This is a genomic window from Nonomuraea basaltis (genome assembly GCF_005893125.1).
Taxonomy (GTDB): Bacteria; Actinomycetota; Actinomycetes; order Streptosporangiales; family Streptosporangiaceae; genus Nonomuraea; species Nonomuraea basaltis.
This window is the reverse complement of the sequence record NZ_VCJS01000072.1, coordinates 35,524-57,511: the sequence shown is the minus strand read 5'-3', so window position 1 is coordinate 57,511 and position 21,988 is coordinate 35,524. Positions and strand designations below refer to the sequence as shown.

General features: G+C 69.0%; 24 protein-coding genes. 7 read left to right on the top strand and 17 right to left on the bottom strand.

Features of this window, described 5'->3' with window-relative positions:
• Nucleotides 1–776 (top strand): urease accessory protein UreD (locus tag EJK15_RS30725; protein WP_138713975.1); only part of this gene is annotated, 776 nt, incomplete at its 5' end.
• 80 nt (nucleotides 777–856) lie between these two features.
• Nucleotides 857–1,198 (top strand): ASCH domain-containing protein, encoded by a 342-nt coding sequence (locus EJK15_RS30720; protein ID WP_206061186.1) that lies wholly within the window; start codon nucleotides 857–859, stop codon nucleotides 1,196–1,198.
• On the opposite strand, the gene EJK15_RS30715 is transcribed toward EJK15_RS30720, so the two are convergent.
• Both EJK15_RS30715 and EJK15_RS30710 read right to left on the bottom strand, forming a co-directional pair.
• Nucleotides 1,184–1,819, bottom strand: a complete 636-nt coding sequence (locus tag EJK15_RS30715) for a response regulator (RefSeq protein WP_138713973.1) — start codon at nucleotides 1,817–1,819, stop codon at nucleotides 1,184–1,186. The genes EJK15_RS30720 and EJK15_RS30715 overlap by 15 nt on opposite strands.
• Nucleotides 1,816–2,913 carry a sensor histidine kinase gene (locus EJK15_RS30710; RefSeq protein ID WP_138713972.1) on the bottom strand — a complete coding sequence of 366 codons (1,098 nt, stop codon included), beginning with the start codon at nucleotides 2,911–2,913 and terminating at the stop codon, nucleotides 1,816–1,818. The genes EJK15_RS30715 and EJK15_RS30710 overlap by 4 nt, the downstream gene beginning before the upstream one ends.
• Nucleotides 2,914–3,036: 123 nt before the next feature.
• On the opposite strand from EJK15_RS30710, the gene EJK15_RS30705 reads away from it, so the two are divergent.
• A complete protein-coding gene (locus tag EJK15_RS30705) occupies nucleotides 3,037–3,813 on the top strand; it encodes a CPBP family intramembrane glutamic endopeptidase (RefSeq protein WP_138713971.1) in 777 nt (258 codons plus the stop codon).
• A gap of 67 nt (nucleotides 3,814–3,880) precedes the next feature.
• Here EJK15_RS30705 and EJK15_RS30700 read toward each other — a convergent pair whose 3' ends face one another.
• The 11 genes from EJK15_RS30700 to uidA all read right to left on the bottom strand — a co-directional run bounded on the left by EJK15_RS30700 (nucleotide 3,881) and on the right by uidA (nucleotide 13,599).
• Complete coding sequence (locus EJK15_RS30700; RefSeq protein ID WP_138713970.1) at nucleotides 3,881–4,126, bottom strand: hypothetical protein; 246 nt, start codon at nucleotides 4,124–4,126, stop codon at nucleotides 3,881–3,883.
• Nucleotides 4,127–4,227: 101 nt separating this feature from the next.
• Entirely contained in the window at nucleotides 4,228–4,842 is a 615-nt protein-coding gene (locus tag EJK15_RS30695; RefSeq protein WP_138713969.1) for a nucleotidyltransferase domain-containing protein, read from the bottom strand.
• A gap of 252 nt (nucleotides 4,843–5,094) precedes the next feature.
• The gene (locus EJK15_RS30690) at nucleotides 5,095–6,321 is read right to left on the bottom strand and encodes a TolB-like translocation protein (RefSeq protein WP_138713968.1); all 1,227 of its coding nucleotides are present in this window, start codon (nucleotides 6,319–6,321) and stop codon (nucleotides 5,095–5,097) included.
• Nucleotides 6,318–6,836: a SigE family RNA polymerase sigma factor gene (locus EJK15_RS30685; RefSeq protein ID WP_138713967.1), complete on the bottom strand. Its 519-nt coding sequence runs from the start codon at nucleotides 6,834–6,836 to the stop codon at nucleotides 6,318–6,320. Before EJK15_RS30685 ends, EJK15_RS30690 begins: the two co-directional genes overlap by 4 nt.
• Before the next feature lie 66 nt (nucleotides 6,837–6,902).
• Entirely contained in the window at nucleotides 6,903–7,058 is a 156-nt protein-coding gene (locus tag EJK15_RS70990) for a hypothetical protein (RefSeq protein WP_171074625.1), read from the bottom strand.
• Between the two features lie 640 nt (nucleotides 7,059–7,698).
• Nucleotides 7,699–7,863, bottom strand: a complete 165-nt coding sequence (locus EJK15_RS70985; RefSeq protein WP_171074624.1) for a hypothetical protein — start codon at nucleotides 7,861–7,863, stop codon at nucleotides 7,699–7,701.
• Between the two features lie 726 nt (nucleotides 7,864–8,589).
• Nucleotides 8,590–9,108 carry a nuclear transport factor 2 family protein gene (locus EJK15_RS30680; protein ID WP_138713966.1) on the bottom strand — a complete coding sequence of 173 codons (519 nt, stop codon included), beginning with the start codon at nucleotides 9,106–9,108 and terminating at the stop codon, nucleotides 8,590–8,592.
• A gap of 50 nt (nucleotides 9,109–9,158) precedes the next feature.
• Complete coding sequence (locus EJK15_RS30675) at nucleotides 9,159–9,974, bottom strand: oxidoreductase (protein WP_138713965.1); 816 nt, start codon at nucleotides 9,972–9,974, stop codon at nucleotides 9,159–9,161.
• A gap of 165 nt (nucleotides 9,975–10,139) precedes the next feature.
• Entirely contained in the window at nucleotides 10,140–10,532 is a 393-nt protein-coding gene (locus EJK15_RS30670; RefSeq protein ID WP_138713964.1) for a hypothetical protein, read from the bottom strand.
• A complete protein-coding gene (locus EJK15_RS30665; RefSeq protein WP_138713963.1) occupies nucleotides 10,508–11,857 on the bottom strand; it encodes a glycoside-pentoside-hexuronide (GPH):cation symporter in 1,350 nt (449 codons plus the stop codon). The genes EJK15_RS30670 and EJK15_RS30665 overlap by 25 nt, the downstream gene beginning before the upstream one ends.
• Nucleotides 11,854–13,599 (bottom strand): beta-glucuronidase, encoded by a 1,746-nt coding sequence (gene uidA / locus EJK15_RS30660; protein ID WP_206061185.1) that lies wholly within the window; start codon nucleotides 13,597–13,599, stop codon nucleotides 11,854–11,856. Before uidA ends, EJK15_RS30665 begins: the two co-directional genes overlap by 4 nt.
• Before the next feature lie 181 nt (nucleotides 13,600–13,780).
• Here uidA and EJK15_RS76470 point away from each other — a divergent pair, with 181 nt between their 5' ends.
• On the top strand, nucleotides 13,781–14,884 hold the full coding sequence (locus EJK15_RS76470) for a sensor histidine kinase (protein WP_138713961.1): 1,104 nt from the start codon (nucleotides 13,781–13,783) through the stop codon (nucleotides 14,882–14,884).
• On the top strand, nucleotides 14,881–15,549 hold the full coding sequence (locus EJK15_RS30650; protein WP_138713960.1) for a response regulator: 669 nt from the start codon (nucleotides 14,881–14,883) through the stop codon (nucleotides 15,547–15,549). Before EJK15_RS76470 ends, EJK15_RS30650 begins: the two co-directional genes overlap by 4 nt.
• A gap of 486 nt (nucleotides 15,550–16,035) precedes the next feature.
• On the opposite strand, the gene EJK15_RS30645 is transcribed toward EJK15_RS30650, so the two are convergent.
• The 4 genes from EJK15_RS30645 to EJK15_RS30630 form a co-directional block, all read right to left on the bottom strand.
• The gene (locus tag EJK15_RS30645) at nucleotides 16,036–16,314 is read right to left on the bottom strand and encodes an NUDIX domain-containing protein (protein WP_171074623.1); all 279 of its coding nucleotides are present in this window, start codon (nucleotides 16,312–16,314) and stop codon (nucleotides 16,036–16,038) included.
• Between the two features lie 189 nt (nucleotides 16,315–16,503).
• Complete coding sequence (locus EJK15_RS30640; RefSeq protein WP_138713958.1) at nucleotides 16,504–18,939, bottom strand: ABC transporter permease; 2,436 nt, start codon at nucleotides 18,937–18,939, stop codon at nucleotides 16,504–16,506.
• Nucleotides 18,936–19,631, bottom strand: a complete 696-nt coding sequence (locus tag EJK15_RS30635; RefSeq protein WP_138713957.1) for an ABC transporter ATP-binding protein — start codon at nucleotides 19,629–19,631, stop codon at nucleotides 18,936–18,938. The genes EJK15_RS30640 and EJK15_RS30635 overlap by 4 nt, the downstream gene beginning before the upstream one ends.
• Before the next feature lie 44 nt (nucleotides 19,632–19,675).
• Nucleotides 19,676–19,861 (bottom strand): hypothetical protein, encoded by a 186-nt coding sequence (locus tag EJK15_RS30630; RefSeq protein ID WP_138713956.1) that lies wholly within the window; start codon nucleotides 19,859–19,861, stop codon nucleotides 19,676–19,678.
• Between the two features lie 164 nt (nucleotides 19,862–20,025).
• On the opposite strand from EJK15_RS30630, the gene EJK15_RS30625 reads away from it, so the two are divergent.
• Both EJK15_RS30625 and EJK15_RS30620 read left to right on the top strand, forming a co-directional pair.
• Entirely contained in the window at nucleotides 20,026–21,261 is a 1,236-nt protein-coding gene (locus tag EJK15_RS30625) for a sensor histidine kinase (RefSeq protein ID WP_138713955.1), read from the top strand.
• On the top strand, nucleotides 21,258–21,917 hold the full coding sequence (locus EJK15_RS30620) for a response regulator (protein ID WP_138713954.1): 660 nt from the start codon (nucleotides 21,258–21,260) through the stop codon (nucleotides 21,915–21,917). The genes EJK15_RS30625 and EJK15_RS30620 overlap by 4 nt, the downstream gene beginning before the upstream one ends.
• Nucleotides 21,918–21,988: the final 71 nt, after the last annotated feature.

The following is a 21,988-nucleotide window of genomic DNA, read 5'->3' as shown; positions in this document are numbered from 1 at the left end:
CCCCGGCCGGGCGCACCGCCCCCGGCGTGCACGCCACCGCCCGCATCAGGGCGACCAGCGCGGGAAACGCCACCGCCCTGCCCGTTCTGGCCGGCGACGGTCCTTTCGACCTGCGCCGCAACCGCCCGCACGGAAACCAGGCACGGGTGTGCATCCTCGGTGCCATGAGCGCCCCGCTCGGCGGCGACCGACTGCGCATCGAAGCCACCGCCGAACAAGACGCCCACCTGCACATCACCACAGTCGCCGCCACCATCGCCTTGCGCGGCCCCACCCCCGAGCACGCCACATACGACGTTCACCTGACCGCGGCCGACCAGGCGAGCCTGCACTGGCTGCCCCAGCCGCTGATCTCCGCCGCACGCAGCAACCTGCGGCAGACCTGCACCATCGACCTCGCCGCCAGTGCGCGACTCGTCCTGCGCGAGGAACAGGTCCTCGGCCGCGCCAACGAACCGCCGGGCCGGCTGACCACCCGTCTCACCGTCCGGCACGACGGACATCCTCTCCTGGACCAGCAGACCATGTACGGTCCGGACGCACCCGGCTGGGACGGCCCCGCCATACTCGCCGGCCACCGCGCCGTCGGCCAGATCCTCATCGTCGATCCCGCCTACGAGAAAGAGCCGCCGGACGTCCGGCTGGTCGGCGACGACCCCGCCCACGGGCAGGCCATGCTGACCCCGCTCGCCGGTCCGGCCATTCTGGTGACGGCCCTGGCCACGGACACAATGCACCTGCGCCGCCTCCTCGACGCGGCTTATCCCATCGTGTAAACGCGTCACGGCGTCGCCGCCGACAGATCGGCTCTTGGCCAGCTACTGCACGGGCTTGACGAGCTGACTCAAGGTTGAGGGTGCCAGTCCCGCAACATCACGAGCCCCTTGTCGCCGCCGGCCGCAAGACCATCGAGGTCCGCGTGCCATACCCGAACCTGCGCAAGCTCAAGGCCGGCGACCACATCCGGTTTGTGTGGGGCCGCGACGACGCCCTCACTCGCGTCAAGCGGGTGGCCCGCTACACCAGCTTCGAGGAGATGCTGGATGCCGAGGGCGCCACCAACGTCAACCCCGACAGCCCACGTGAGCAGCAGCTGGCCAACATCCGCCGCATCTACGGCACCGAGAAAGAGGCGCTCGGCGTGCTGGCCATCGAGATCGAGCTGATCGAGCCAACCACATGGCTACCGGCCCGTTAGGTGCAGGGCGAGCTGGGTGCGATCACGCAGGCCCAGCTTGCGCAGCACGCTTGAGACGTGGTTCTTCACCGTCCCTTCGGTGATGAACAGCCGGGCGGCGATCTCCCGGTTGGCGGCGCCGGCCGCCACCATCCGGGCCACTTCGAGTTCCCGGGCCGATAGCAGTTCCTGGCCGGGGAATGCGCCGTGCACCGGTGCCCGGCGCAGGTTGGCGACCAGCCGGGCGGCGACCGGGCTGCTCAGCACGGTCTCGCCGCGGCTCGCCTGCAAGATGGCCGCCACCAGCTCGTCGGGCGAGCAGTCCTTGAGCAGGTAGCCGACGGCGCCGCCGCGCAGCGCTCCGAAGATGTAGTCGTCCTCGTCGAAGGTGCTGAGCACGATCGCCGCCACCGAGGGATGCTCGACCGTCAGGCGGGTGATCAGCTCCACGCCGTCCATCCGCGGCATCCGGGCATCCACGAGCGCCACATCGGGGCGTGTCTCGTCCACCGCTGCCAGAGCGGCCACCCCGTCGGCCGCCTCGCCCACGACCTCGATGCACTCCTCGATCTCCAGCAGCTTGCGCAGCCCTTGCCGCATCAGCTCCTGGTCATCGACCAGCAGCACCCGGACCGCGCTCACGACGGCAGCTCCGCGCGCAGCTCGAAGCCCTTGGCCGCGTTGCCGCTGGTGAGGGTACCGCCAAGCGCCTTGACCCGCTCGGCTAGCGAGCTCAATCCGAACCCGTGGCCATGATCATGGTCACGGTCATCGCCCTTGCCGTCGTCGGCGACCACGAGCGCGACCATTCCCTTCTCGAACGTCAGCGTGCCACGTACGGACTTGGCTTCGGCGTGCCGGAGGGCATTGGTGAGCCCTTCCTGCAACACACGGTAGAGCACCAACTCGGCGTCAGGCTCAAGCAGGCGTTCGGTCCCTGTTACCTCAAAGGTGACCCTGACGCCGGTGCCTGCGAAGGAGTCGGCAAGCCGCTGGAGCGCGGCGCTGCCCAGGTGACCGTTGAGGGCGAGCGGGCGCAGCGCGCGCACCCACCGGCGGGCGTCGGCCAGCGCCGCTACCGTGAGCTCCTTGGCCTGGCGCACCTCCTCCCAGGCGGCTGCGGGACGGCGGTCGCGGAAGCGCTCGGCGTTCTCCAGCCCCACCTTGATCACGGTCAGGTGGTGTCCGATCGAATCGTGCATCTCCGCCGCCATCCTGGCGCGCTCCTCGGCGACGGTCAGCTCCCGCACCCGTTCGGCGAGCTGCCGGGCCCGCAACACCGCCGACGCCATGCCCATCGAAAAGGTGGCCAGCACCGCGACCACCGCCGTCTCGGCCAGCGCCTGGACGATCGGCCTGCCATAGAACAGGGGCACAACAACGACCATGATCACACCGAACGCGGCCAGGATGGCGGTGGCGACCCGCATGCCGTACACGACGGCGAGGTTGGCCACGCCGATGAGCAGCAGGGGCATGTGCGTGCCGATCGCCCCGGTGAGCCCCAGCACGAACGTGCCCGCCAGGAAAGCGGGAGCCACCAAGCGCCGACCATAGCCGGGCCGCCACGGCATCACCAGCCACAGCCCGCACAGCAGCACAACATCAGCGAAGAACAGGACCCGGTCCCGCGCATTGCTGGGGATCGCCAGATTGACCACGACCGTGGCGCCGAGCACCAGCCAGAACACCACGCTGAGGAGAACCGGACGATCGGGATCACGCAACCACGCCATGCGACAAACCTACGATCCCGCCGAACGCCTGTGATCCCACCCACGTCACCATGACTTTCGTCATGGCGATCTCTATCTCCGGCCGGATGCGCGCTGTACCCGAGCGTTTCTACCGTGACTGGCGTGAAAACTCTCTGGTCCGTCTTCCTTGCCGTGGTCGTCATGTTGGCTCAGGTCTTCATCGGCGCCGTCCCCGCGTTACTGCTCCTCGACCAGGCGAACCCGCTGAGAGAGCCACTCGGCGCGCTCGGCATCACGCTCACCGGGCTCCTGCTGGTCTACCTCATCCGCCGCTTCCTCTACCGGCGGCCGTGGCCGGCACTGGGCTGGCGCAACCCGTCACACGTCCTGCTCGGCGTGCTCGCGGGCGCCGTGCCCGTGCTCGCCGCCAACGGGCTCTCCCTCGCCATGGGAGCGTCCACCCTGGGGCCGATCGACGCCTCCGTCTATGCCTGGCTGCCGCTGGGCGCAGTCGTCCTCCTGCTCGGCCAAGCCTTCCCGGAGGAACTGCTCTGGCGCGGCCACGTCTTCGACACCTTGTCGGTACGGCTGTCGCCACGGGCCGTCGTGATCATCGTCTCGGCCGGATTCGGCGTTCTGCACATCATCTCCCAAAGCGCGGCGGACACCATAACGGAAAGGCTGCTCTACGTGGTCATGGCCGTGGCGCTCGGCTTCGCGTGCACGGCGGCGCGGGTACGCGGCGGCGGGCTGTGGATGGCAGTCGGTGTGCACCTGGGCTTCCACCTGGGCATGCGCGTGCTGCCCCTGCAGCCGGTGCACTTCAGCGTCATGCTCGTGTTGCAGGCCATCACACTCGCGCTGGCGGGAGCCGTATTGCTCAGGGGTCAGGGCCTGATCTCACCTGATCCGCGGGCAAGCAAACGGGTGGCGACCTGACGGAGTTGGGCCTCGGCCCGGTCGCCGTCGAGCCTGGATAGGACGAGCCTTGCCGTCCGCGACCGCTCTAGGAGCGGAACAGCCTGCCGTCCTTCGTGACCCCGAACCGGGCGATGTGCCAGCGCAACAGCGCCACCAGTTCGGGCGGGATAGGCACCGGCCGCACGGTCTTCTTCCAATGGCCCTTCAAACTGCGGTCGTCATGCAGTTCGCCCTTGTCGGTGTAGTCCTTGCCGACCTCGGGTTTGGACGCATGGGGCGCTTCCTGATCGCGCGTGGATGGCTGGCCGGGCGATATCGCCCAACGTCTCAACCTCCTCCACCAGGAGAGCCAGCGGCACCCGCCGTTCCGTGCCATCGTCGCTCAGATACACCGCCTCAAAGCCCTCAACCGGTGCTACGGCAGCGTCCATCTCATGGATCATGGCGCAGGCGCTCGCGCCAGGGATGTGTGGTGTGCTCGGTCTCCAGCGCCTCGTCCAGCCAGCGCCGCTGCCCGTTGCTCAGCAGCGGGAGGACCGCCTCGAAATCGGCCTCGTCCTTCGGCCGCATGCCCTTGGACTTGTAGAGCAGTTGCACTTCCGGGGCAAGCCGGTGGAAACCGTCCTCCTCGACGGTCAGCCCGGCCAGCGAGCGGCGGATCCGAGGGTCACGACGGTAGGTCCACTCCTCTCCGTCGGCCTCGTCCAACATGAGCTGGAAGCGCCATGGCCCGTCCGGATGCTCGCGCACCCAGATGTCGTGCGCCTGCTCGGGCAGCACCTCGTCCAGCGCCCATGGCCGCAGCGTCTGGGGCACGACTGCGGCGTGGACGTCCCAGCCGTCCAGCAGCCGCCGCACCGCGATCTGGTCCCGACGCAGCAACGCGATATCCACGTCCCCGTGCTCGCGATACGCACGGCCCACGGCCAGCTCGATCGCGTACCCGCCGGCCACCCACCACGGCGCCGCCAGCCCGCGCATCAGCGCGACGACCTCGTCAAGCGGCGCGGCTTCCCAGGGCCCCCACGGCGTCTCGATCCTCATCATCCCGAAATCATGCATGATCGCAGCTTCCGTCGTCGCGCTCGTGAGCGCTCCGAGCCAAGAGGGCGCCAGGATCCATGCGAGCCGCAGCCTACGAACGCCGCGCACTCGGCATCGGCTCGCACTGGCCCTTTGAACCGCCCCGGACCAACAACGTCTTGACTGGCCGCTGGCTGCCCTCCAGGACGGTGGCTTGAAAGCTGAGCCGATAGCGGCTGCCTGATGAGGTTGAGATGATCCGTCACGCCACCCTGGTCACCGGATCTTGGCCAGGTCGACGATGACGACCTCGCCCCCGAACGCGTACGACAGGAGCCTGTTGTCCCTGCTGAAGCCCGGGTGGGAAATGCTCTTGCCCCGTGGTCGCAGGCCCAAGTCGGCCGAGGTGCCGGTGGTCAGGTCGTGCAGCGCGACGCCCAGCAGCGCACGCTCGTCCCGGACGGTCGTGATGGAGAAGCGGCCCAGGGCCGGCGGCATCAGCTGGGGTATGTCGCCTGGCAGCGTTCGCTCCTGCGAGCCGTCACGCAGTCGGTGGAAGCTCTCGCCGTCGGACCTGATGCCGGAGCAATAGGTCAGGTCACAGGTGACGGACTTCTCGCCAGGCCGGGTCACCGCCGTACGAGTCTCGCCGGTTTCCACGTTGCGGATCTCGCCGAACCGCGGCCCGTCGCTTTCCCCGAGGTAGCGCGGCCTGCCGATCCACGGCCAGGACAGGACGTGCATGCCCGCGCTGTTCTGCACCTGTTCTACCCTCCCGCCCCCGAGGAGGACGCTGTACACTCCGCCTTCCTGCTCGGAGAAGTAGATCCTGTCGTCGGCCACGTCCAGGCTGCCCAGCCCCATGTCCTGCTGGTCGGTGATCTCCAGGCTGGTCACGAGCTCGGCCTCGCCGCCGTACAGCGGAGCGCGGTAGATGTGCGCGCGGGCGTCAGAGGTCGCGGTCCACCAGGCCACCTGGCCGTTGCCGATGGTGAAGTCCGAGCTGAACGTCACCGTCCCCGCCGGAATCGGCGTGTCAGCGATCTTGCGGAACTCGCGGCTGTCCAGGTCGAAGGCGTAAAGAGCGGCCGTCCTTTCGAATCCGGCCGAGGTGGAGACGAGCACGTTCCTGTCGTCGATGAACGCGAGCGGAGTGAATTCCTTGCCGTCCGGCCCTTCGGCGGACACCTTGCGCACCGCCTCCGGCCACACCTGCTCGATGGGCGGCGGCAGCGTCTCCTGCGGCGCCGTGCTGATCATCGCTGACGGGATGCCGGTGGGGTCGGTCGCGGGCGACACCGCCTCGATTGCGCCGCCGCGCAGTCCCACCGTGGTCCCGCCCGCGACCACCACCACAGCCGTCGCCGCGAGCACCGCCCTGGCCCTGTTCCTGCGCCGCCGGTAGCCGGTCGCCAACTGTCCCGGCAGCGTGCTGGGCAGCCGCGGCGCCTGCTCGGCCGCGTGCCCCAGCGTCCTGCACAACGTCTCTTCGATGTCGTTCATCGCTTGCTCTCCCTGGCGGCCGGGGGCCGCCCGCTGCGGCTGTTCTCCGGTACGGCGGCGCGGAGCTTGTCCAGCGCCCGCGACGCCTGGCTGCGCACGGTCCCTCGCGAGATGCCGAGCGCGCCCGCGATCTCCTCGTCGCTCAGCTGCTCGTAGTACCGCAGCACCAGGACCGCCCGCTGCTTGCGCGGCAACCCCGCCAGCGCCTGCCACATCGCCTGCTCGTCCCCGCTCGGCAGCGCGTCGTGGTGCGCGTGCTCGGGCGGGTCCCAGGCGAGCTGCTCGCGCCGCCGCAACCGCCATGCGGCGATGTGCAGCCTGGCCATGGTGGTGCGGGCGTAGCTTTCCGGATTGTCCTTGGTCCGTAGCCGCGGCCAGGCGGCGCGCAGCTTCAGCAGCGCCTCCTGCACCAGATCGGCCGCGTCGTGCCGGTTCCCGGAGAGCACGTAGCCGTAGCGCAGCAATGCGTCGCCACGCTCAGCGACAAACTCCGCAAAGCGGGAATCTGCGTCCAACTGCCTTCGCCCTTCGTCGCTCCGTCACCTCCCAGAGGGCGATCCTGACCGAACTGTTGCACGCGTTCAGCTGGCGGCCGTCGTGCCGGCTCGCAGGTCGCGGGTCAGCACGTGCTCCTGGAGGTCCGCAACCCCGGTCGGCGGGGTGGCGGTGCCGCCATGCACCGTCCAGATCGACCGGTACAGGATCTGGGCGATCCGCGCAGGGCCAGACGCGGCCAAGGAGCGGACAGCTCCCGTGCCGTCCCCGATCAGCTCAGCTCTCCCTCGCGCCGCGCGTCCTGATGTGCCGCCGCAGGCAAGAAGGCCCCGGCCGGGCATGGGCTGCCGGGCCGGGGCGCGGTGAGAGATACGACTCTATGCGTGATGACGCGAAATCACATGTGTCAGAATCTGACACTACAAGTGACCTTTCTCGCCATGCTGAACCACGTTATCGGGGTGTAGTAGATGTAGAACACGTGCACCCGCGTTCCGTGGCCTCCCCTACTCAGCGACCGGGTGGACTGATATTCCCATTCGTAGGGATATTTCCCCTGGTCCTGCGGGATGCACCGCGGTGGCGGGATCGCCGCTGGAGGCACAGGCGGCGGGATCGCCGCCACGGACGCGGACGACGATTGCACGGAAGACGCACTGGCTTGGCCCGCCAGGGCGACGCAGGCGAGGGTGAATGCCGAAACAACAGTCGCAATCCTTTGGCCCGTTTTCACGGTCGATCTTCCTTTCAGGTGTTGGATATTATTCCGATCGGATCGAAATTCCTCTTGATGTCACCCATGCCCACGCAACTCGGTGGCATGGTCAGTTGGCAGGCAACTCAGCCCCTGATCTGGCGGCGACACCGGTTCGCCCTGGGACGCTACAGGCCCTGGAGCATCTGGGCGACCACGGAGACCGAGGTGCGGCCACCCGACACATCGGTATGTTCTGGCGTGGCCGCGATATTGACGAGACCAGCGCTTATTGTGACGACCACCGCTGTTGCCGCGAGTCTGCGCACGCTGGATAGGATGCGCTTCGTCATTGCTCTAAGATTCCTTTCTTGAATGATTAATTGGAGTTCGAGAATCCGCCCAAACGCATCCCTGAAGACGTCGTCTTGATTTTGCGCCCATAAAGATTGAAGGTAAGTTGATCACGGTACTGCAGTGATTTTCGTGGTGAGACCGCTACGGCCCGGAGGGCGAGAGCAGTCGCGCTGGCGCCTCAATTCTTAACCACCAGGAAGCACCATGGCCAGGACAGCAACCGGGCATTTACCGGACGTGAATTGTTCTCTGACCGTGTCCGTCACCGCCCGGTAGCGGCCGGGCGCCTGGCCGATGACCGGTTGGCCGCCACACCCGGCCTACGGCAGCTCTTCACAAGTGGGAGCGTGATCTCTTGGCAGATCAGCGAGCTCCCGCGAACAGCCACGCCGTCCATCTGCAATAGCGCGCCGCCCAGCGGCTGAAGGGATTGAGGCGATGAGCGGGACCTGCCGCGCGCGTCACGTCGAGGGCCGCCCCCTCCGCCGACAACACAAACTGAGAATCTGACCCCATCCCTGTCTCGCCGACATTCCACACGCCCTGCTCAGCGCATTGCGATCAAAGAAGATCATTTGAGACGGGACACCAGCCTGCCCACCTGGACGGCAAGTACCTCCTGCGTTCCTCCGACCCGAAGCTGTCCGCCGAGGACATCGCCTGCGGCTACCGCCAACTCCGGGAAGGGGAACGGGGCCAAACGCCCAGTGGACCTGGTTCTCTCAGGTCCACTGGGCTGCCGGCCGGGTCAGCGGGACCACGCGGCGGTCCCCGAAGGTGACCATCGCGTGCACGGGCGCGGCGCTGGCGCGCATGAGCGCCGCGAGGCCCCGGCGGCCCTGCCGGCGGGCGAGCTCCGACCCCGCGCTGATCATCAGGGCGGTGAGAGCCGGCATCGGACGCCCGAAGAGAGTGATCTCCCTGATGTGTGCCTCGTCGTCGAGCCGCAGCAGTTGCGCCTCCTCGAACGGCTGGGATCCCACCCGCGCCCGGTAGAACAGCCCGTACGCGCCGCCCTCGCCGGTCTGAGTGTGGAAGCGGATGCCCTCGACCGCCGCGAACGCCGAGGTCAGGAAGTCGCGCAGCTGGTCAGGTCCCTCGAAGCGGAACTGCTCGGTGAGCGGCGAGCTGAGCACGACGTCCCGGCTCAGGCACGCGACCGCGGCGCCGACGTCACCGCGTTCTGCGGCGGCGCGCCAGCTCGCGACTGTAGCGGCGGCGGAGTGCAGGGTCTCGGACATGGATCTCTCCCGGTATCAACGGCGCGATGGGGTTTGCGGGTTGGCGGGTGTCAACCGGCCAGCTTGTTCATCTTGCGGATCTGCCTGTCCAAGACCCAGGCAGGAACAAAGCGGAGCAGGCGCGCGCGTCCGGCCATGGGGCCGGCGGTGTAGCGCAGTTTCGGCTTCGCGTCGGTCGCTGCCGCGACGATCGCCTTGGCGACAACGGCGGGGTCGTCGCCGTCCTTGATCGCCTCCGCCATCAGGCGGTCGAAGACGTGCCGCTGATCCGCGTAGGCCTGCAGGGGCGTGTCGGGCTTCGCGCTGTTGGCCTCGAATCCGGTCCTGGTGTAGGCGGGTTCGACGAGAAGGGCCCGGACGCCGTACTCCCGGACCTCGTGGTCCAGGGACTCGGTGTAGCCCTCGACCGCATGCTTGGACGCGCCGTAGACGGCCATGTAGGGAGCGGGGATGAACCCCTGTACGGACGAGAGGTTGATGATGCGCCCGCGTCCCCGGGCGCGCATGTGCGGCAGGACCTCCTTCACCATGCGCATGACCCCGAAGACGTTGATGTCGAAGACGCCCTGGGCCTGCGCGACGGAGGTTTCCTCGGCCGCACCGATCGAGCCGATGCCGGCGTTGTTGACCAGGACGTCGATCCGCCCGAACCGCTCGATCACCTGCTGGACCGCGGCGGTGACCGACTTGTCACTGACCACGTCGAGGTCGAGGAACGTCACACCGTGGAGCGGGGTGACGCGCGAGGTGTCGCGGCCTGTGCCGGCCACGTCGAAACCCGCTGCGACCAGCGCGAGCGCGGTTTCCTTCCCGATGCCGGATGACGCACCCGTCACGAGTGCCACCGGCCGATTTGTCGTCATCATGCACTCCCGAACTCATCTGGGAAACCGATCGGTTTCGCCTTGCCTCACTGTAAACCGATCGGTTTCCATGCACAAGCTCAAGCAGCGAACTGATCCCGGGCCGCGTCACCGGCTGTCTTCAGGTTGAGCTGACCAGCGCCCGCCACGCTGTGATCGGGACGGGTCTCAGTGATAGTGGCCGTAGGACAGGCCGAGGGACAGGGCGCCGCAAACGCTGACGATCACGTGGACGCTCCTGGCGTACCAGTGTGGAGCTCCGACTCCGATGAGCAGGTGGCCCGTCCAGTAGGCCCCGTAGTAGGACACCATGGTCACGGCCAGGATCCACCACAGCAGCGGGGTCCTCTGGTCCGGAGGAGCGAGGATCACCAGCAGCATCACGGCGATGTGCCCCAGGTCGCCCACGGCTTCGCGCTGCATGTGGAACTGGGCGTGCTTGCTGCCGTCCTTGGCCTTCGGTACGAGGTAGGTGTCGTCCCACAGGTGGGAGACGGTCTGGCCGAGGCTGATCAGGCTGACCAGGATCCCGGCGATCAGGAGCCCTTGAGCGAGGGCCATGGCCGTTCCTCCCGTGACTGTGCGAGCTCGGCGACGATGCGCTGGTAGTCGCGTTCCGAGAACCGGTAGAAGATCATGCAGGCCGCGGCGAGACCGAAGCCCGCCGCTGGAATCAAGCCGACGAGCGTGAGGATCCCCCACTCCGCGCCCTCGGGTTGAACGGTCGCGTTGGCGACATATCCGGTGGTGGCCAGGATGACGCCGGACAGGCCGGCGGCGGCCGCGTTCCCGCCTTTGCGGGCGAAGGAGAAGAACGCGTAGATCGCGCCTTCGGCACGATGGCCCGAGCGCCACTGCCCGTACTCCACGGTGTCGGCCTGGAGTGAGAACAGGACGGTCTGCAGGACGGCGGTGCCGGACGCGGACACGGCGAGCACGATCAGGACCAGCCACATCTGCGCGGGATCGGCGAAGACGAGCGCCAGATATCCGAATGCGGCGACCGCCCCGGCTCCGACGTAGGTCCCGCGTTTGCCGCACCGGCGGGAGATCCGGGGGGTGAGCCAGCCGAACAGACCTTGGCCGATGGCCATCGAGATGGACATCACCACGAAGGTGTCGACCCCGCCGGCCAGGTAGCGGGCGTAGTACAACATGCCGAAGTTGAACGTCTCGAAGCCGACGAGCATCAGCAGCATGCCGCCGCACAACACCAGCAGCGGCTGGTTGGCGCGTACGGCGGCGAGGCTCTGCCGAAGCGTGATGCGTGGTTCGGCCCGGCTCACCGACTCCTGGGTCATGGCGAAGGAGCAGGCGAACAGCACCACCGAGACGACCGAAGCGGCGACCACGACGAGCAGGTACGCCTCGCCCTGGTCCGGCACATCCTCCAGCAACGGGGCGATGCCGGCGTAGAGCAGGAGGTAGACGAAGAAGGACGACATCGAGCGGACCATCGCGAGCCGGTCGCGCTCGCGTGGATCCTGGGTCATCGCCGCCGCCAGCGACCCCAGCGACACCTGACTGAAGGCGAAGGCCAGGCCGAACAGCGCGAACGTGCCGGCCGCGTACGCCACCTGAAGGCCACCGGCGAGGTCGGGGACGGTGAACAGCAGCACGCTCGTGACCGCCAGCGCGATCCCGCCCGCCAGCAGGAACGGCCGGAACTTGCCCCAGCGACTGCTGGTGCGGTCCATCAGGCGGCCGGCGAACAGGTCGAAGAACGCGTCCACGATCCTGACCACCATCAGGACCAGCCCGGCGACCGCCGCGTTCATCGCGACGACGTCCGTGTAGTAGGACAGCAGCAGCAGCGAGACGGTGGCGAAGGCCGCCTGGTTGGCGGCCTCGCCCAGCCCGTACCCGACGACGTGACGCCGCCTCATCGCCGCCACAGCCGGCGGAGCGTGTGCGCGGCGGCCTTCGGCCGGCGATTGCGGTCGAAGACCCCCTTCCTGTTCCCCTCGGGGCGGATGATCTCCTGCCGGGTACGGAAGTCGGCGAAGCTCCACACGTGCTGTCCCACCACGGCCTCGTGCGCGTCCGCCACCCGCGCGACCATCTCCAGGACCTCGCTCTGGTATTCCTCGGTCCACATCGTGGCCGCCACCTCGTGCACACCGGGCAGCGCCTCGGCGCCGCACTCGGTGATGAGAATCGGGCTGTCGTGGCGCGCCGCCCACTGGTCCAGCTCGGCGGTCAACCGCTGCTCGGCGGAGGCCAGATCGCCGCCGTCGAGGTACCAGCCGTAATAGCGGTTGAGGCAGATCACGTCGAACAGGTCGGTGATCCGATCCCGCTCGGCCGGCGCGAGAAACACGTTGGTGAAGCACACCGGCCTGGTGGGGTCCAGCTCGCGGGCCTGCGTGACGATCGGCTGGAGGAACTCCCGCGCCCCTTCGGCCGCTGAGTCCGGCTCGTTGGACAGGCACCACATGACCACACTGGGATGGTTCTTGTCGCGCTGGATCAGCTCCCGGACCGCCGTCACGCACCCCTCCTGGGCGTCGGCGCCGAACCCGTCCGGGCCGAACGTCTGCGGTTCTGGGCCGGTACGCGGGCCGAAGTCCATGGCCAGGTTGATCATCCCGGCCTCCTGCTCGCCGATGACCAGGATCCCGTGCCGGTCGGCGTAGTCCAGCACCTCCTCGGCGTACGGGTAGTGCGCGGTCCTGATCGAGTTGGCGCCGATCCAGTCCAGCAGGGCGAAGTCGTGCACCATCACCACGTCGTCGTGACCGTGCCCGCGGACGGGGCTCTCCTGGTGCCGGCCGAATCCCCTGAAAGTGAACGGGCGGCCGTTGATGAGGAACTCCCGCCCGCGTACGGCCACGGTCCTGACCCCCACCGGCAACTCGTAGACGTCCTCGCCGTAGCCGATCTCCAGCCGGTAGAGGTAGCCCTCCCCCGGTTCCCAAGGGCGCACCCGCGGGACCACGAGCTCCCCGGCGTGGCCGGACGCGGCGGCGACCCGCGTGCCGTGGGCGTCCAGCAGGCGCACCTCCACCGCACCGGGCCCGGAGGTCACGACGTCGTAGCCGACCAGCCCGGTCGAGCCGTCCAGCTGCGTCCGTACCGTGACGTCGCGGATGTGATCGTGCGGGGTCGCGTAGAGCCAGACCCGGCGGTTCAAGCCCGTGTAGTTGAAGTAGTCGGCGGTCAGGGCCTGCGCGGTCGCCCCGGCCGGGGTCCGGTACTGCTTGCCCGGCGGCATGGTGGACAGGCTCAGCTCGTTGTTGACGGCGACGGTGAGGCGGTTCGGCGCCCCGTACCTTAGATGGTCGGTCACGTCCACCTCGAACGGGACGAACCCACCCCGGTGCGTGACCACCTCCTCATCGCCCACCCAGACGGTGGCCAGATGCGCGGCCGCGTCGAACCGCAGCACCACCCTCTTCCCCTGCCATGAGGTGGGCGGGCGGACCGAGGTCTGGTACCACACGTCGCCCACGTGATCGCGGATCGACGCGTCGGGGATGACGTCGTTGTAGCTGGAGGGCACCGGCATGTCGAGGGTCCCCGGCAGGTCGGACGCCCACCAGCGTTCGCGCCGCCCTGCCCGGTCGGCGTCCACCGTGAAGCGCCACACCCCGTCGAGCGGCTTGGTCTCCCTGGAAACTGTTTCCACTGGTCGAAGCATGGGATGACGCTCTCGCAGCCGCGCGGCCCCGCGCAGCCGACCACGGTCGGTACCTGCCGTTCCTCCCGTGGTACCAACGGCATGACGTCCTGAGGAGGACGACGGCCATCCATGACTCCGCCATGATGGCTTTGCACATCGGCGGGCGGGTGAAAGGGGAGGGATCCTCGTGGGTTGGTTGCGCCTGCTGGTCACCCCTGTGCTGCTCGGCGCGGCTCTGATGGCGATCGGTGTGGAGAGCGGTCCGCCGTCGGCGATGGCCGTGGTGCTGACGGTGGCCGTGGTCGCGCCGTTGGCGGTGCGGCGGCGGTGGCCGCTGACGGTTTTCGCCTGCTCCTTCGCCGCGCTGATCGCGTACGTGACGCAGGGATACCCGCACGAGCCGCTGATACCCGCACTGATGGTGGCCCTGTTCACCGCCGTGTCCGCCGGTTCACGGGTGCGCGGCGTGGTGATCGGCGCCGCCTGTGCCGCGCTGCTGGGCGCGGTCGCGCTCTTCGCGGGTCCACTCGGCCCGACCGGGGCCATCGGGGCATTCGGCTGGATCGGTTTCGCGCTGGTGGCGGCGGAGATCGTACGAACGCGCAGGCAGGCGGTGGCGGCGGCCGAAGATCGGGTCGTGCGCATCCAGCAGGCCCGGGAAGAGGAGGGCAGGCGCCGGGTCATGGAAGAGCGCCTGCACATCGCCCGTGAGCTGCACGACGTCCTGGCCCACAGCATCTCCGTCATCGGCGTGCAGGCGTCCGTGGCCCGTCACCTGGGCACCGCGGAAGACCTCGGCAAGGCCATGAAGGTGATCGACGACGCCGCCCAGAACGCCATGGACGGCCTGTCCGCCACACTCGGCGTGCTGCGCGGCGAGGACGCGGACGACGCCGGGCCCGTTCCCGGCCTGGGCGACGTGCCCGAGCTGATCAGGCAGGCGCGTGCCTCTGGGCAGGCCGTACGGGTCCGCACCACCGGAGTGCGGCCGACCGTGCCTCGGGCGGTGGGGCTGTCCGCCTACCGGATTCTCCAGGAGTCCCTCACCAACGCCGCCAAACACGCCCCGGGCAGCGACGTGCAGGTGGAGATCACCTACTCGCCAGGAGAGCTACGCCTGCGTGTCGTCAACGACACTCCGTCTCGTGTGCGGGGAAGAGCCGGCTACGGCATCCTGGGCATGACCGAACGCGCGCGAGCGGTCTCGGGCTCGCTCACCGCGGGCGCCACAGAGGACGACGTCTTCCAGGTGGTGGCCGTGCTCCCCTGGAAGGACGACCGTACGCCGTGATCCGCGTGGTTCTTGCCGACGACCAGGACCTGGTGCGCGGCGCCTTCGCCCAGCTGGTGAACTCCGCGGCCGACATGGAGGTGGTGGGGGAGGCCGCGACCGGCGCCGAAGTCGTCGACGTGGCGAGCGCGAGCCACCCTGACGTGATCGTCATGGACATCCGCATGCCCGACCGCGACGGTATCGAGGCGACCAGGCTCATCTGCGCCGACGCCGTCCTCGCGGCCACACGCGTGCTGATGCTGACCACGTTCGAGACCGAGGAGAACATCGTGCGCGCGCTGCGTGCCGGCGCGAGCGGGTTCCTGGCCAAGAGCGCCCGCCCCGCCCAGCTCCTTGACGCCATCCGGACGGTGGCCTCCGGGGAGGCGCTGCTGTCTCCCGGCGCCACGAGATCGCTGATCGCGCGTGTCGTCAACATGCCCGACAGCAGCCTGGTGGTGACCGGCCGGGTCGCCGAGCTCACCGCCCGCGAGCGGGAGGTGCTGGTGCTCATCGCGGCCGGGCTGTCCAATGACGAGCTCGCCGGGCATCTGGTGCTCAGCCCGCTCACCATCAAGTCCCATATCGGGCGGATCCTGGCCAAGCTCGGGGCACGTGACCGCGCCCAGCTGGTGATGGCAGCCTACGAGTCGGGCTTGACCCGCCCGGGCGACAGGCGCTGACGGTCAGAACCATCACCGCGATCTCGAAGGCGAGCGCGCCGATGAACGCGCCGCCATAGGCGCCGGATCCGGTGACCGGGTCTGGCCGGGCGGACCTCGCACCCGCACCTGTCCACCTCGGCATGCCGATCAGCGGCAAACGGCCGTGAACAACCACCGCGAAGCTGACCCCTCGGCCCCGGGGGCGGCGCAGACGCCGCTCGTGCGGCCGTCAGGCTGGGCTGGTGAGCAGGGCGTGCAGGTCGCGGGCCTGCCGGACCAGCTCGCTGGTGCGGGCACTACGACGGACGGATCATGGAAGGACTGATGGCCGGCGGCCGCACAGGCAGATGACCAAGGCTCGCGCCTCGGTCCTCCAACACCGAGCCGAGCCTGCCCGTCCATTGACACGTCTGGCGAAGATCGGCCAGGGCAAACAGCACGTGGACATGATCGGCAAGCAGGACAGCGACCGCGCCGGGTAGCAGGTTCAAGCCGGCGACGGCATCACGCGTAAGCGGTGTGGTCTGCAGCAGGTATTGGCCGCGGACGGGGGTCGTTGAACTCCGGGCCGCAGCGCGTCCTGATATCCCAGGTGTCGATGCGCGCCAGGAAAATGTACTGCCGCTGCTCAGGCACACTGTCGTCGATGTGGAGGAGGGAGTGAATGACGGCCTGGCCGCCGAGTTCTTCGTCGATCTCGCGCAGCAGCGCCGCCTCGAGGCTGCGGTCGCGGTCTTCGACACCGCCGCCGGGCAAAAGGGGCGGGTTCACAGATTTTTGCACTGGGCTCAACTTGAACTCGCACCTCACTATGCCAAATTGAGCTGGGGGACGCTTGGGTTCGAAGCGGGCCGCGAGCCCTTGCCGTGCGCGGTGGTGGCCGTGAACCGTACGAGCGAGTCTGCGGTGCGCGCGTTCGCGGCGTAGAGCCGGGACAGCTCGGGTTGAGGTGTCCCGGCTGCTCGAACGGTCTTATAGGTAGGTGAGGGCTTCGCGGACGGTGATGCGGGAGGCGCGGCTGGCGGCGGCTTCGGTGGCCAGGACCGCGCCCAGGACGGACAGGACGATCCAGATGCCGACCGCGAGCGCCGAGACGCGGAACGGTAGCGGTGCCTTGGTGAAGAGGTTGCCCAGTCCGGCGCCGAGGACGGCGGTGAGCCCGAGCGCGGGCAGGGCGGCGACCACGCAGCTCGCGAGTGCGAGGAAGATCCCTTCGGCGACGACGATGCGGCGTACGGTCTTCGGGCGTGCGCCGATCGCGTGCATGACGCCGAACTCGCGGGTGCGGTCCAGGATGTTGGCGCTCATGGTGGTGGCTAGGCCGATGGCGCCGACCACGCCCAGCGGCAGGGCGACGCCCAGCAGCACGAGGAGGACGGGGCCCATGTGCCCGGCGGAGGCGGCATTGGTGCGGCTGACCGAGGCGGCGTGTCCTGCCTTGACACCCGCGCCGGTGAGCGCCTGGTCGACGGCGGCGGCGACCGCCTGGCGGGTCTGCTCGTCATGGCCGGTGGTGATGACGCGGAGCTGGTTGACCAGCGAGGGCTGCCGGGTGGCGTCGGCGAGGCCTTGCGCGGTGGTGTACACGCCGGCGCCGTTGCCTTCGCGCTCCTCGACGATGCCGGCGATGCGCCAGGTGCTGGGCTTGCCGTCGATGAACAGCCGCACGGTGTCACCGGCGCCGAGGCCGGGAACGGTGGCGTCGCGGACGATCTGGCTGAGCACGACCGCGCCGGTCTCGTCCGGTTTGAGCCAGCGCCCTTGCAGCAGCGGAGGCGGCGAGGCCACGGGATCGGCTGGCACGGTGCTGACCGCGACGCTGCCGTGTCCCTGGTCGGGGTAGGTGCGGCTGAAGGGCAGTTGTCCTGGCCCGGCGATGCCGATCTGTGCCCGCTTCCACGCCTCGACGCGGGCGACGCCCGGCACCTGCCGCACGGCGCTGGTGACCGCGTCCTGCTGGGCGGGGACGTCCAGTTGCGCCTCGACGTCCCAGTAGCGCTGCTGTTTGCGCTGCTCGTCCACCGCCTGGGTGCCGGAGTTCAGCGACATCCCGGCGACGAACACCGCGCCGGCGCCGGCCAGCATGCCGACCGACAGCCAGAATCGGGCGGGACGCCGCACGGTGTTGCGCAGCGCCATGAGCAGGCCGCGGTCCAGGCTGCGGAACCGACTCAGCCTGGCGCCCGCGCCGCCCGGCTTCGAGGTGGCGCCGTGGTGGTCGATGGCCGCCCGTACGGTGATGCGGCCGGCCCGGATCAGCGGGACCAGCGCCATCAGGGGCGGCAGGCCGAGACCGGCGGCGAGGATCACCGCGTACGCCCACCAGGGAGCCGCGAGATCGATGGACTGGATGCCGAGGATCTCCAGCAGTGTCCCGAGGAGATAGCGGCCGATCACGGTGGCGGGGGCGAGGGCGAGCAGGGTCGCCGCGGCGGCCACCAGGAGGATCATCGCCAGGTAGAGGCGGCGGATGCGGCCGGCGCTGGCGCCGATCGCCTTCATGATGCCGATCTGCGGGATCTGCTGGGTGAACAGGTTGTTGAGCATGTTCGCGACCAGGATGGTGCTGAGCAGCAGCGCGGCCGCCCCGCCGGCCATGAGCGAGATCAGCAGCACGTCGGCCTGCCACTGGTGGGGATGGGCGTAGGGGGTGGGCACCTGGATCTCGGCGATGGCCAGGCCTTTGTCCTGTTGCAACCACGCGCCGACCTGTCCCGCGATGGCCACGACGGTGTCGCGGTCCCGGCTCGGCGTCTGCTGTCCGGGTTCGGCGACCTGGATCTTCAGCTGGTCCAGCAGGGCCGGTTGCAGGGCGGCGGCGGACAGGTAGGCGTGTCCCCGCTGTTCCTGGGGTGAGGGGGCGAGGCTGGGGTCGTAGACGGTGCCCGCCACGCGTAGCCTCACCGGTTCCTTGCCCGGGGGTGTGACGGTCAGCGCGTCACCGGGCGTCACGTCGAGCAGGCCGAGGGAGTCTTCGCCGATCAGGATCTCGCCGGGCGCCGGCGGCCAGCGGCCCTCCTGGCGCAGGTCGAACGTGGCCATCCGCATCGCATCGTCCGGCGCGGCCACGAACACCTGCAGCGGCAGGGTCTGCGGTTGCCCGTTGACCTCGATCGGGGTGTCGAACTGAGTGCGTCCGGTCGCCTCCAGCACTCCCGGCCGCCGCCGCACCTCTGCCGCGATGGCCGCCATCCGCGTGGCGTCGATGCCGTGGTCGAGCACGATCGTCGCGGAGGCGGGCTCGGTGCTCATGTACGCGCCGCTGGTTTCCCTGCCGATGGACGCCCAGGCGGCCAGCAGGCCGCCGAACACCGTCAGGCTGACCGTGAGCGCGACCACCATGAGGGCGAACCTGGACCAGGACGCCCGCAGGTCCCTGCGCAACTTGACGGTCATCAGTCCGGTCATCGCGCTATCACGCTCTCGTCGGTCACGATGTGGCCGTCGCTCAGGGTGACCTCGCGCCTGACGATGGACCTGATGTCGCGTTCGTGGGTGATCACCACGATGGTCCGCCCTTCGGCGTTCAGATCGGCGAACAGTTCCAGTACGGCGTCCGCGGTGTGCGAGTCGAGGTTGCCGGTCGGTTCGTCGGCCAGCAGCAGCGGCGGATCGTTGGCCAGGGCGCGGGCGATGGCGGCGCGTTGCTGCTGGCCTCCCGAGAGCGTGGCGGGCAGTTTGTCGGCCTGTTCGCCGATGCCCACCCGTTCCAGCAGCTCTAGGGCCCGGTCACGCCGTCTGACGGCGGGGATCTTCCCGGCGAAGTCCATCGGCAGCATCACGTTCTCGATTACGGTGAGCGTGGGCAGCAGCTGGAAGAACTGGAACACCAGCCCCACATTCTGGCCACGCCATTCGGCCAGCCCCGACTCCGATAGCGCGCCGAGATCGGCCCCAGCAGCTCGGACGGTCCCGGAGGTGGGCCGGTCGATACCGGCGAGCAGGTTGAGCAAGGTCGTCTTGCCGCTGCCCGAGCGGCCCACGATCGCGACGAACTCGCCGTCCTCGATCTCAAGATTGAGATGATCGACGGCGACGACCTCGTCGGCGCCGAGTGGATAGGTCTTGACGACGTCAATGACCTGGATGGCAGGTTCCACGGTGAGATAACTCCGTTACTGGGATTCGAGGGCCGGTGGCATGGTCATCCGAGTCCGTCCGGGCCGGTGGCGGGCGGCGCGCTGACCGGGCCGCCGCCGTGGCTGGGGATCTTGTGGCCCAGGCCGCCACCGCCGATGAGCATCATGACGACGACCAGCAGGATCAGGACGGCCGCGACGATCCCTGCCAGCTTCACCCAGCGCGGGATGCCCTCGCCTGTTCCAGTCATATGCGCCCTCTTCCTTGCGCTGTCATTGATGACCGCCAAACTACGAAGGCAAGGGACGCTGCGAAACGCCCCGTGAGAGGACCTCTCATGTCCCCAACGAGTGGAGAAGGATCCCCCTTCAGGGCGATGGCTCGCGCCACTCGCGGAGCTACCCTGGCCGAGATATGCCATCCACGGTCACCGCCCGCCCGCTGTTCCGCAGCACACAGGCACTCCTCGACACCGCGCTCACCGCCGGCGTGTTCGCCGTCTCACTGGCGCTGCTCTCTCACGGCGGCCCGACCCCGCTCCGCGCGGGCTCACAGGGGCTCGACGCACTCGGCGTGGTACTCGCGGCCTGCTCGGCCGTGCCGTTCCTGGCCTGGCGTCGCTTCCCGCTCGCCGTCTTCGCGGTGACGGCGGGGGCCGGCGTGCTGCTGGCCGGCCTCGGTTATCCCGTCGACCTGCTGCTCGGCCCCATCGCCGCCCTCTACCTGCTCGCCGCGAGCCGGGAGCAGGAGACCCCGTGGACGGTACGCAGTGCCGCCGTGGTCGCCGGGATGTTCGTGGCGTACCTCGGCGCGGCGGCGTACGCGCAGGAAGCCTTTCCCGGAGTGGGGATGATCCACACCGGCCTGCCCTGGGCGGTGGCCTGGTTCGCCGGTGAACGGACCCGGCTGCGGCGCGAGCAGATGGCCGAGCTCAGGCGGCGAGCCCAGCATGCCGAACGCGAGGCCGAGCGAAAACGCCTGCGCGCCGTGCGGGAGGCCGAGCGCGAACGCCTGCTCGCCGTCGCCGAGGAACGCGCCCGCATCGCCCGTGACCTGCACGACTCCGCTGGGCACGCGATCAGTCTGATCGCCATCCGCGCCGGCGCGGCGCGGCTGCGCCACCACGAGGACGGGGACCGCACAGTGCAGGCCCTGCAGGCGGTCGAGGACCTCGCCAGACACACGGTCGCGGAGATCGACCACATTGTCGGCACCCTGCGTGACGACGGCGCCTTGCGCGATGGCGACCCGGAGGTGGCCGCCCCGCTGGGGCTGGCCTCGCTCGATACCTTGATCGCCCACCACACCGCGGCGGGACTGCGGGTACAGCTCGACGTCACGGGGACGCCACGACCGCTCGGAACGGCCGCCGACCAGGCCGCCTACCGCATCCTCCAGCAGGCGCTCACCAACGCGGCCCGCCACGGTACCGGGAACGCCCAGATCGACCTCGGGTTCACCGAGACGGAGGTGAAGCTCACCGTGACCAACCCGGTGCGCACCGGTGGCACACCCCGTCGGAGTGGCGGACACGGCTTGATCGGCATGCGGGAGCGGGCCACCCTGCTCGGTGGCAGCTTCGAGGCCGTTCACGTGGATGGCGTCTTCCGGGTGCATGCCCGGATCCCTGACGGAGGTCACCGGGCATGACGCGCGTACTGATCGCGGACGACGACCACCTCATGCGGGCCGGTCTGGTTGAGCTCCTCACCGCCGATCCCGGGATCGAGATCGTCGGAGAGGCTGCGACCGGGCGGCAGGCCGTCGAAGGCGCGTGCAGGCTCACACCTGAGGTCGTGCTGATGGACGTACGCATGCCAGACCTCGACGGGATCGCCGCCACCAGGCAACTGTCCCAGTCGGCACCTGACGTGAAGATCCTCATCCTCACGACCTTCGAGCAGAACGACTACATCTTCGGCGCCCTACGCGTCGGCGCCTCCGGCTTCCTGCTTAAACGCGCCCGCCCCGAGGAGCTGATCGCCGCGGTGCATGCCGTGGCCGCCGGGGACTCACTACTGTCGCCGTCGGTCACCCGCCGCGTCATCGACCGCATGGCCCAGCAGCCCACGCCCGACCTCGCCGACCAGGCCCGGCTCGACACGCTGACCCCGCGAGAGCGAGAAACGCTCGAACTGATCGCCAGAGGCCTGTCCAACCGCGAGATCGCCGCAACCCTGGTCGTCGAGGAATCGACGATCCGGTCCCATGTGAAGCGAATCCTGATGAAGCTCGGCCTCCGTGATCGCGTACAGGCCGTGATCTTCGCCTACGAGAACGGCATCAACCGCCCTCGCCAGAGGTGAGTCACAGAGTAGGCCCTCCATGACCACGGCGAGCATCCTCAGAAGGTCACCAAGAAATCAGCCCGGAGCTG

Coding starts and splice junctions, on each gene's coding strand:
- EJK15_RS30675 (WP_138713965.1), bottom strand. CDS start 9,974: ATGATGACGACAAATCGGCCGGTGGCACTCGTGACGGGTGCGTCATCC.
- EJK15_RS30710 (WP_138713972.1), bottom strand. CDS start 2,913: ATGGCGTGGTTGCGTGATCCCGATCGTCCGGTTCTCCTCAGCGTGGTG.
- EJK15_RS30625 (WP_138713955.1), top strand. CDS start 20,026: ATGCCATCCACGGTCACCGCCCGCCCGCTGTTCCGCAGCACACAGGCA.
- EJK15_RS30630 (WP_138713956.1), bottom strand. CDS start 19,861: ATGACTGGAACAGGCGAGGGCATCCCGCGCTGGGTGAAGCTGGCAGGG.
- EJK15_RS70985 (WP_171074624.1), bottom strand. CDS start 7,863: ATGACGAAGCGCATCCTATCCAGCGTGCGCAGACTCGCGGCAACAGCG.
- EJK15_RS30680 (WP_138713966.1), bottom strand. CDS start 9,108: ATGTCCGAGACCCTGCACTCCGCCGCCGCTACAGTCGCGAGCTGGCGC.
- EJK15_RS30670 (WP_138713964.1), bottom strand. CDS start 10,532: ATGGCCCTCGCTCAAGGGCTCCTGATCGCCGGGATCCTGGTCAGCCTG.
- EJK15_RS30640 (WP_138713958.1), bottom strand. CDS start 18,939: ATGACCGGACTGATGACCGTCAAGTTGCGCAGGGACCTGCGGGCGTCC.
- EJK15_RS30620 (WP_138713954.1), top strand. CDS start 21,258: ATGACGCGCGTACTGATCGCGGACGACGACCACCTCATGCGGGCCGGT.
- EJK15_RS30690 (WP_138713968.1), bottom strand. CDS start 6,321: ATGAACGACATCGAAGAGACGTTGTGCAGGACGCTGGGGCACGCGGCC.
- EJK15_RS30695 (WP_138713969.1), bottom strand. CDS start 4,842: ATGATGAGGATCGAGACGCCGTGGGGGCCCTGGGAAGCCGCGCCGCTT.
- EJK15_RS30665 (WP_138713963.1), bottom strand. CDS start 11,857: ATGAGGCGGCGTCACGTCGTCGGGTACGGGCTGGGCGAGGCCGCCAAC.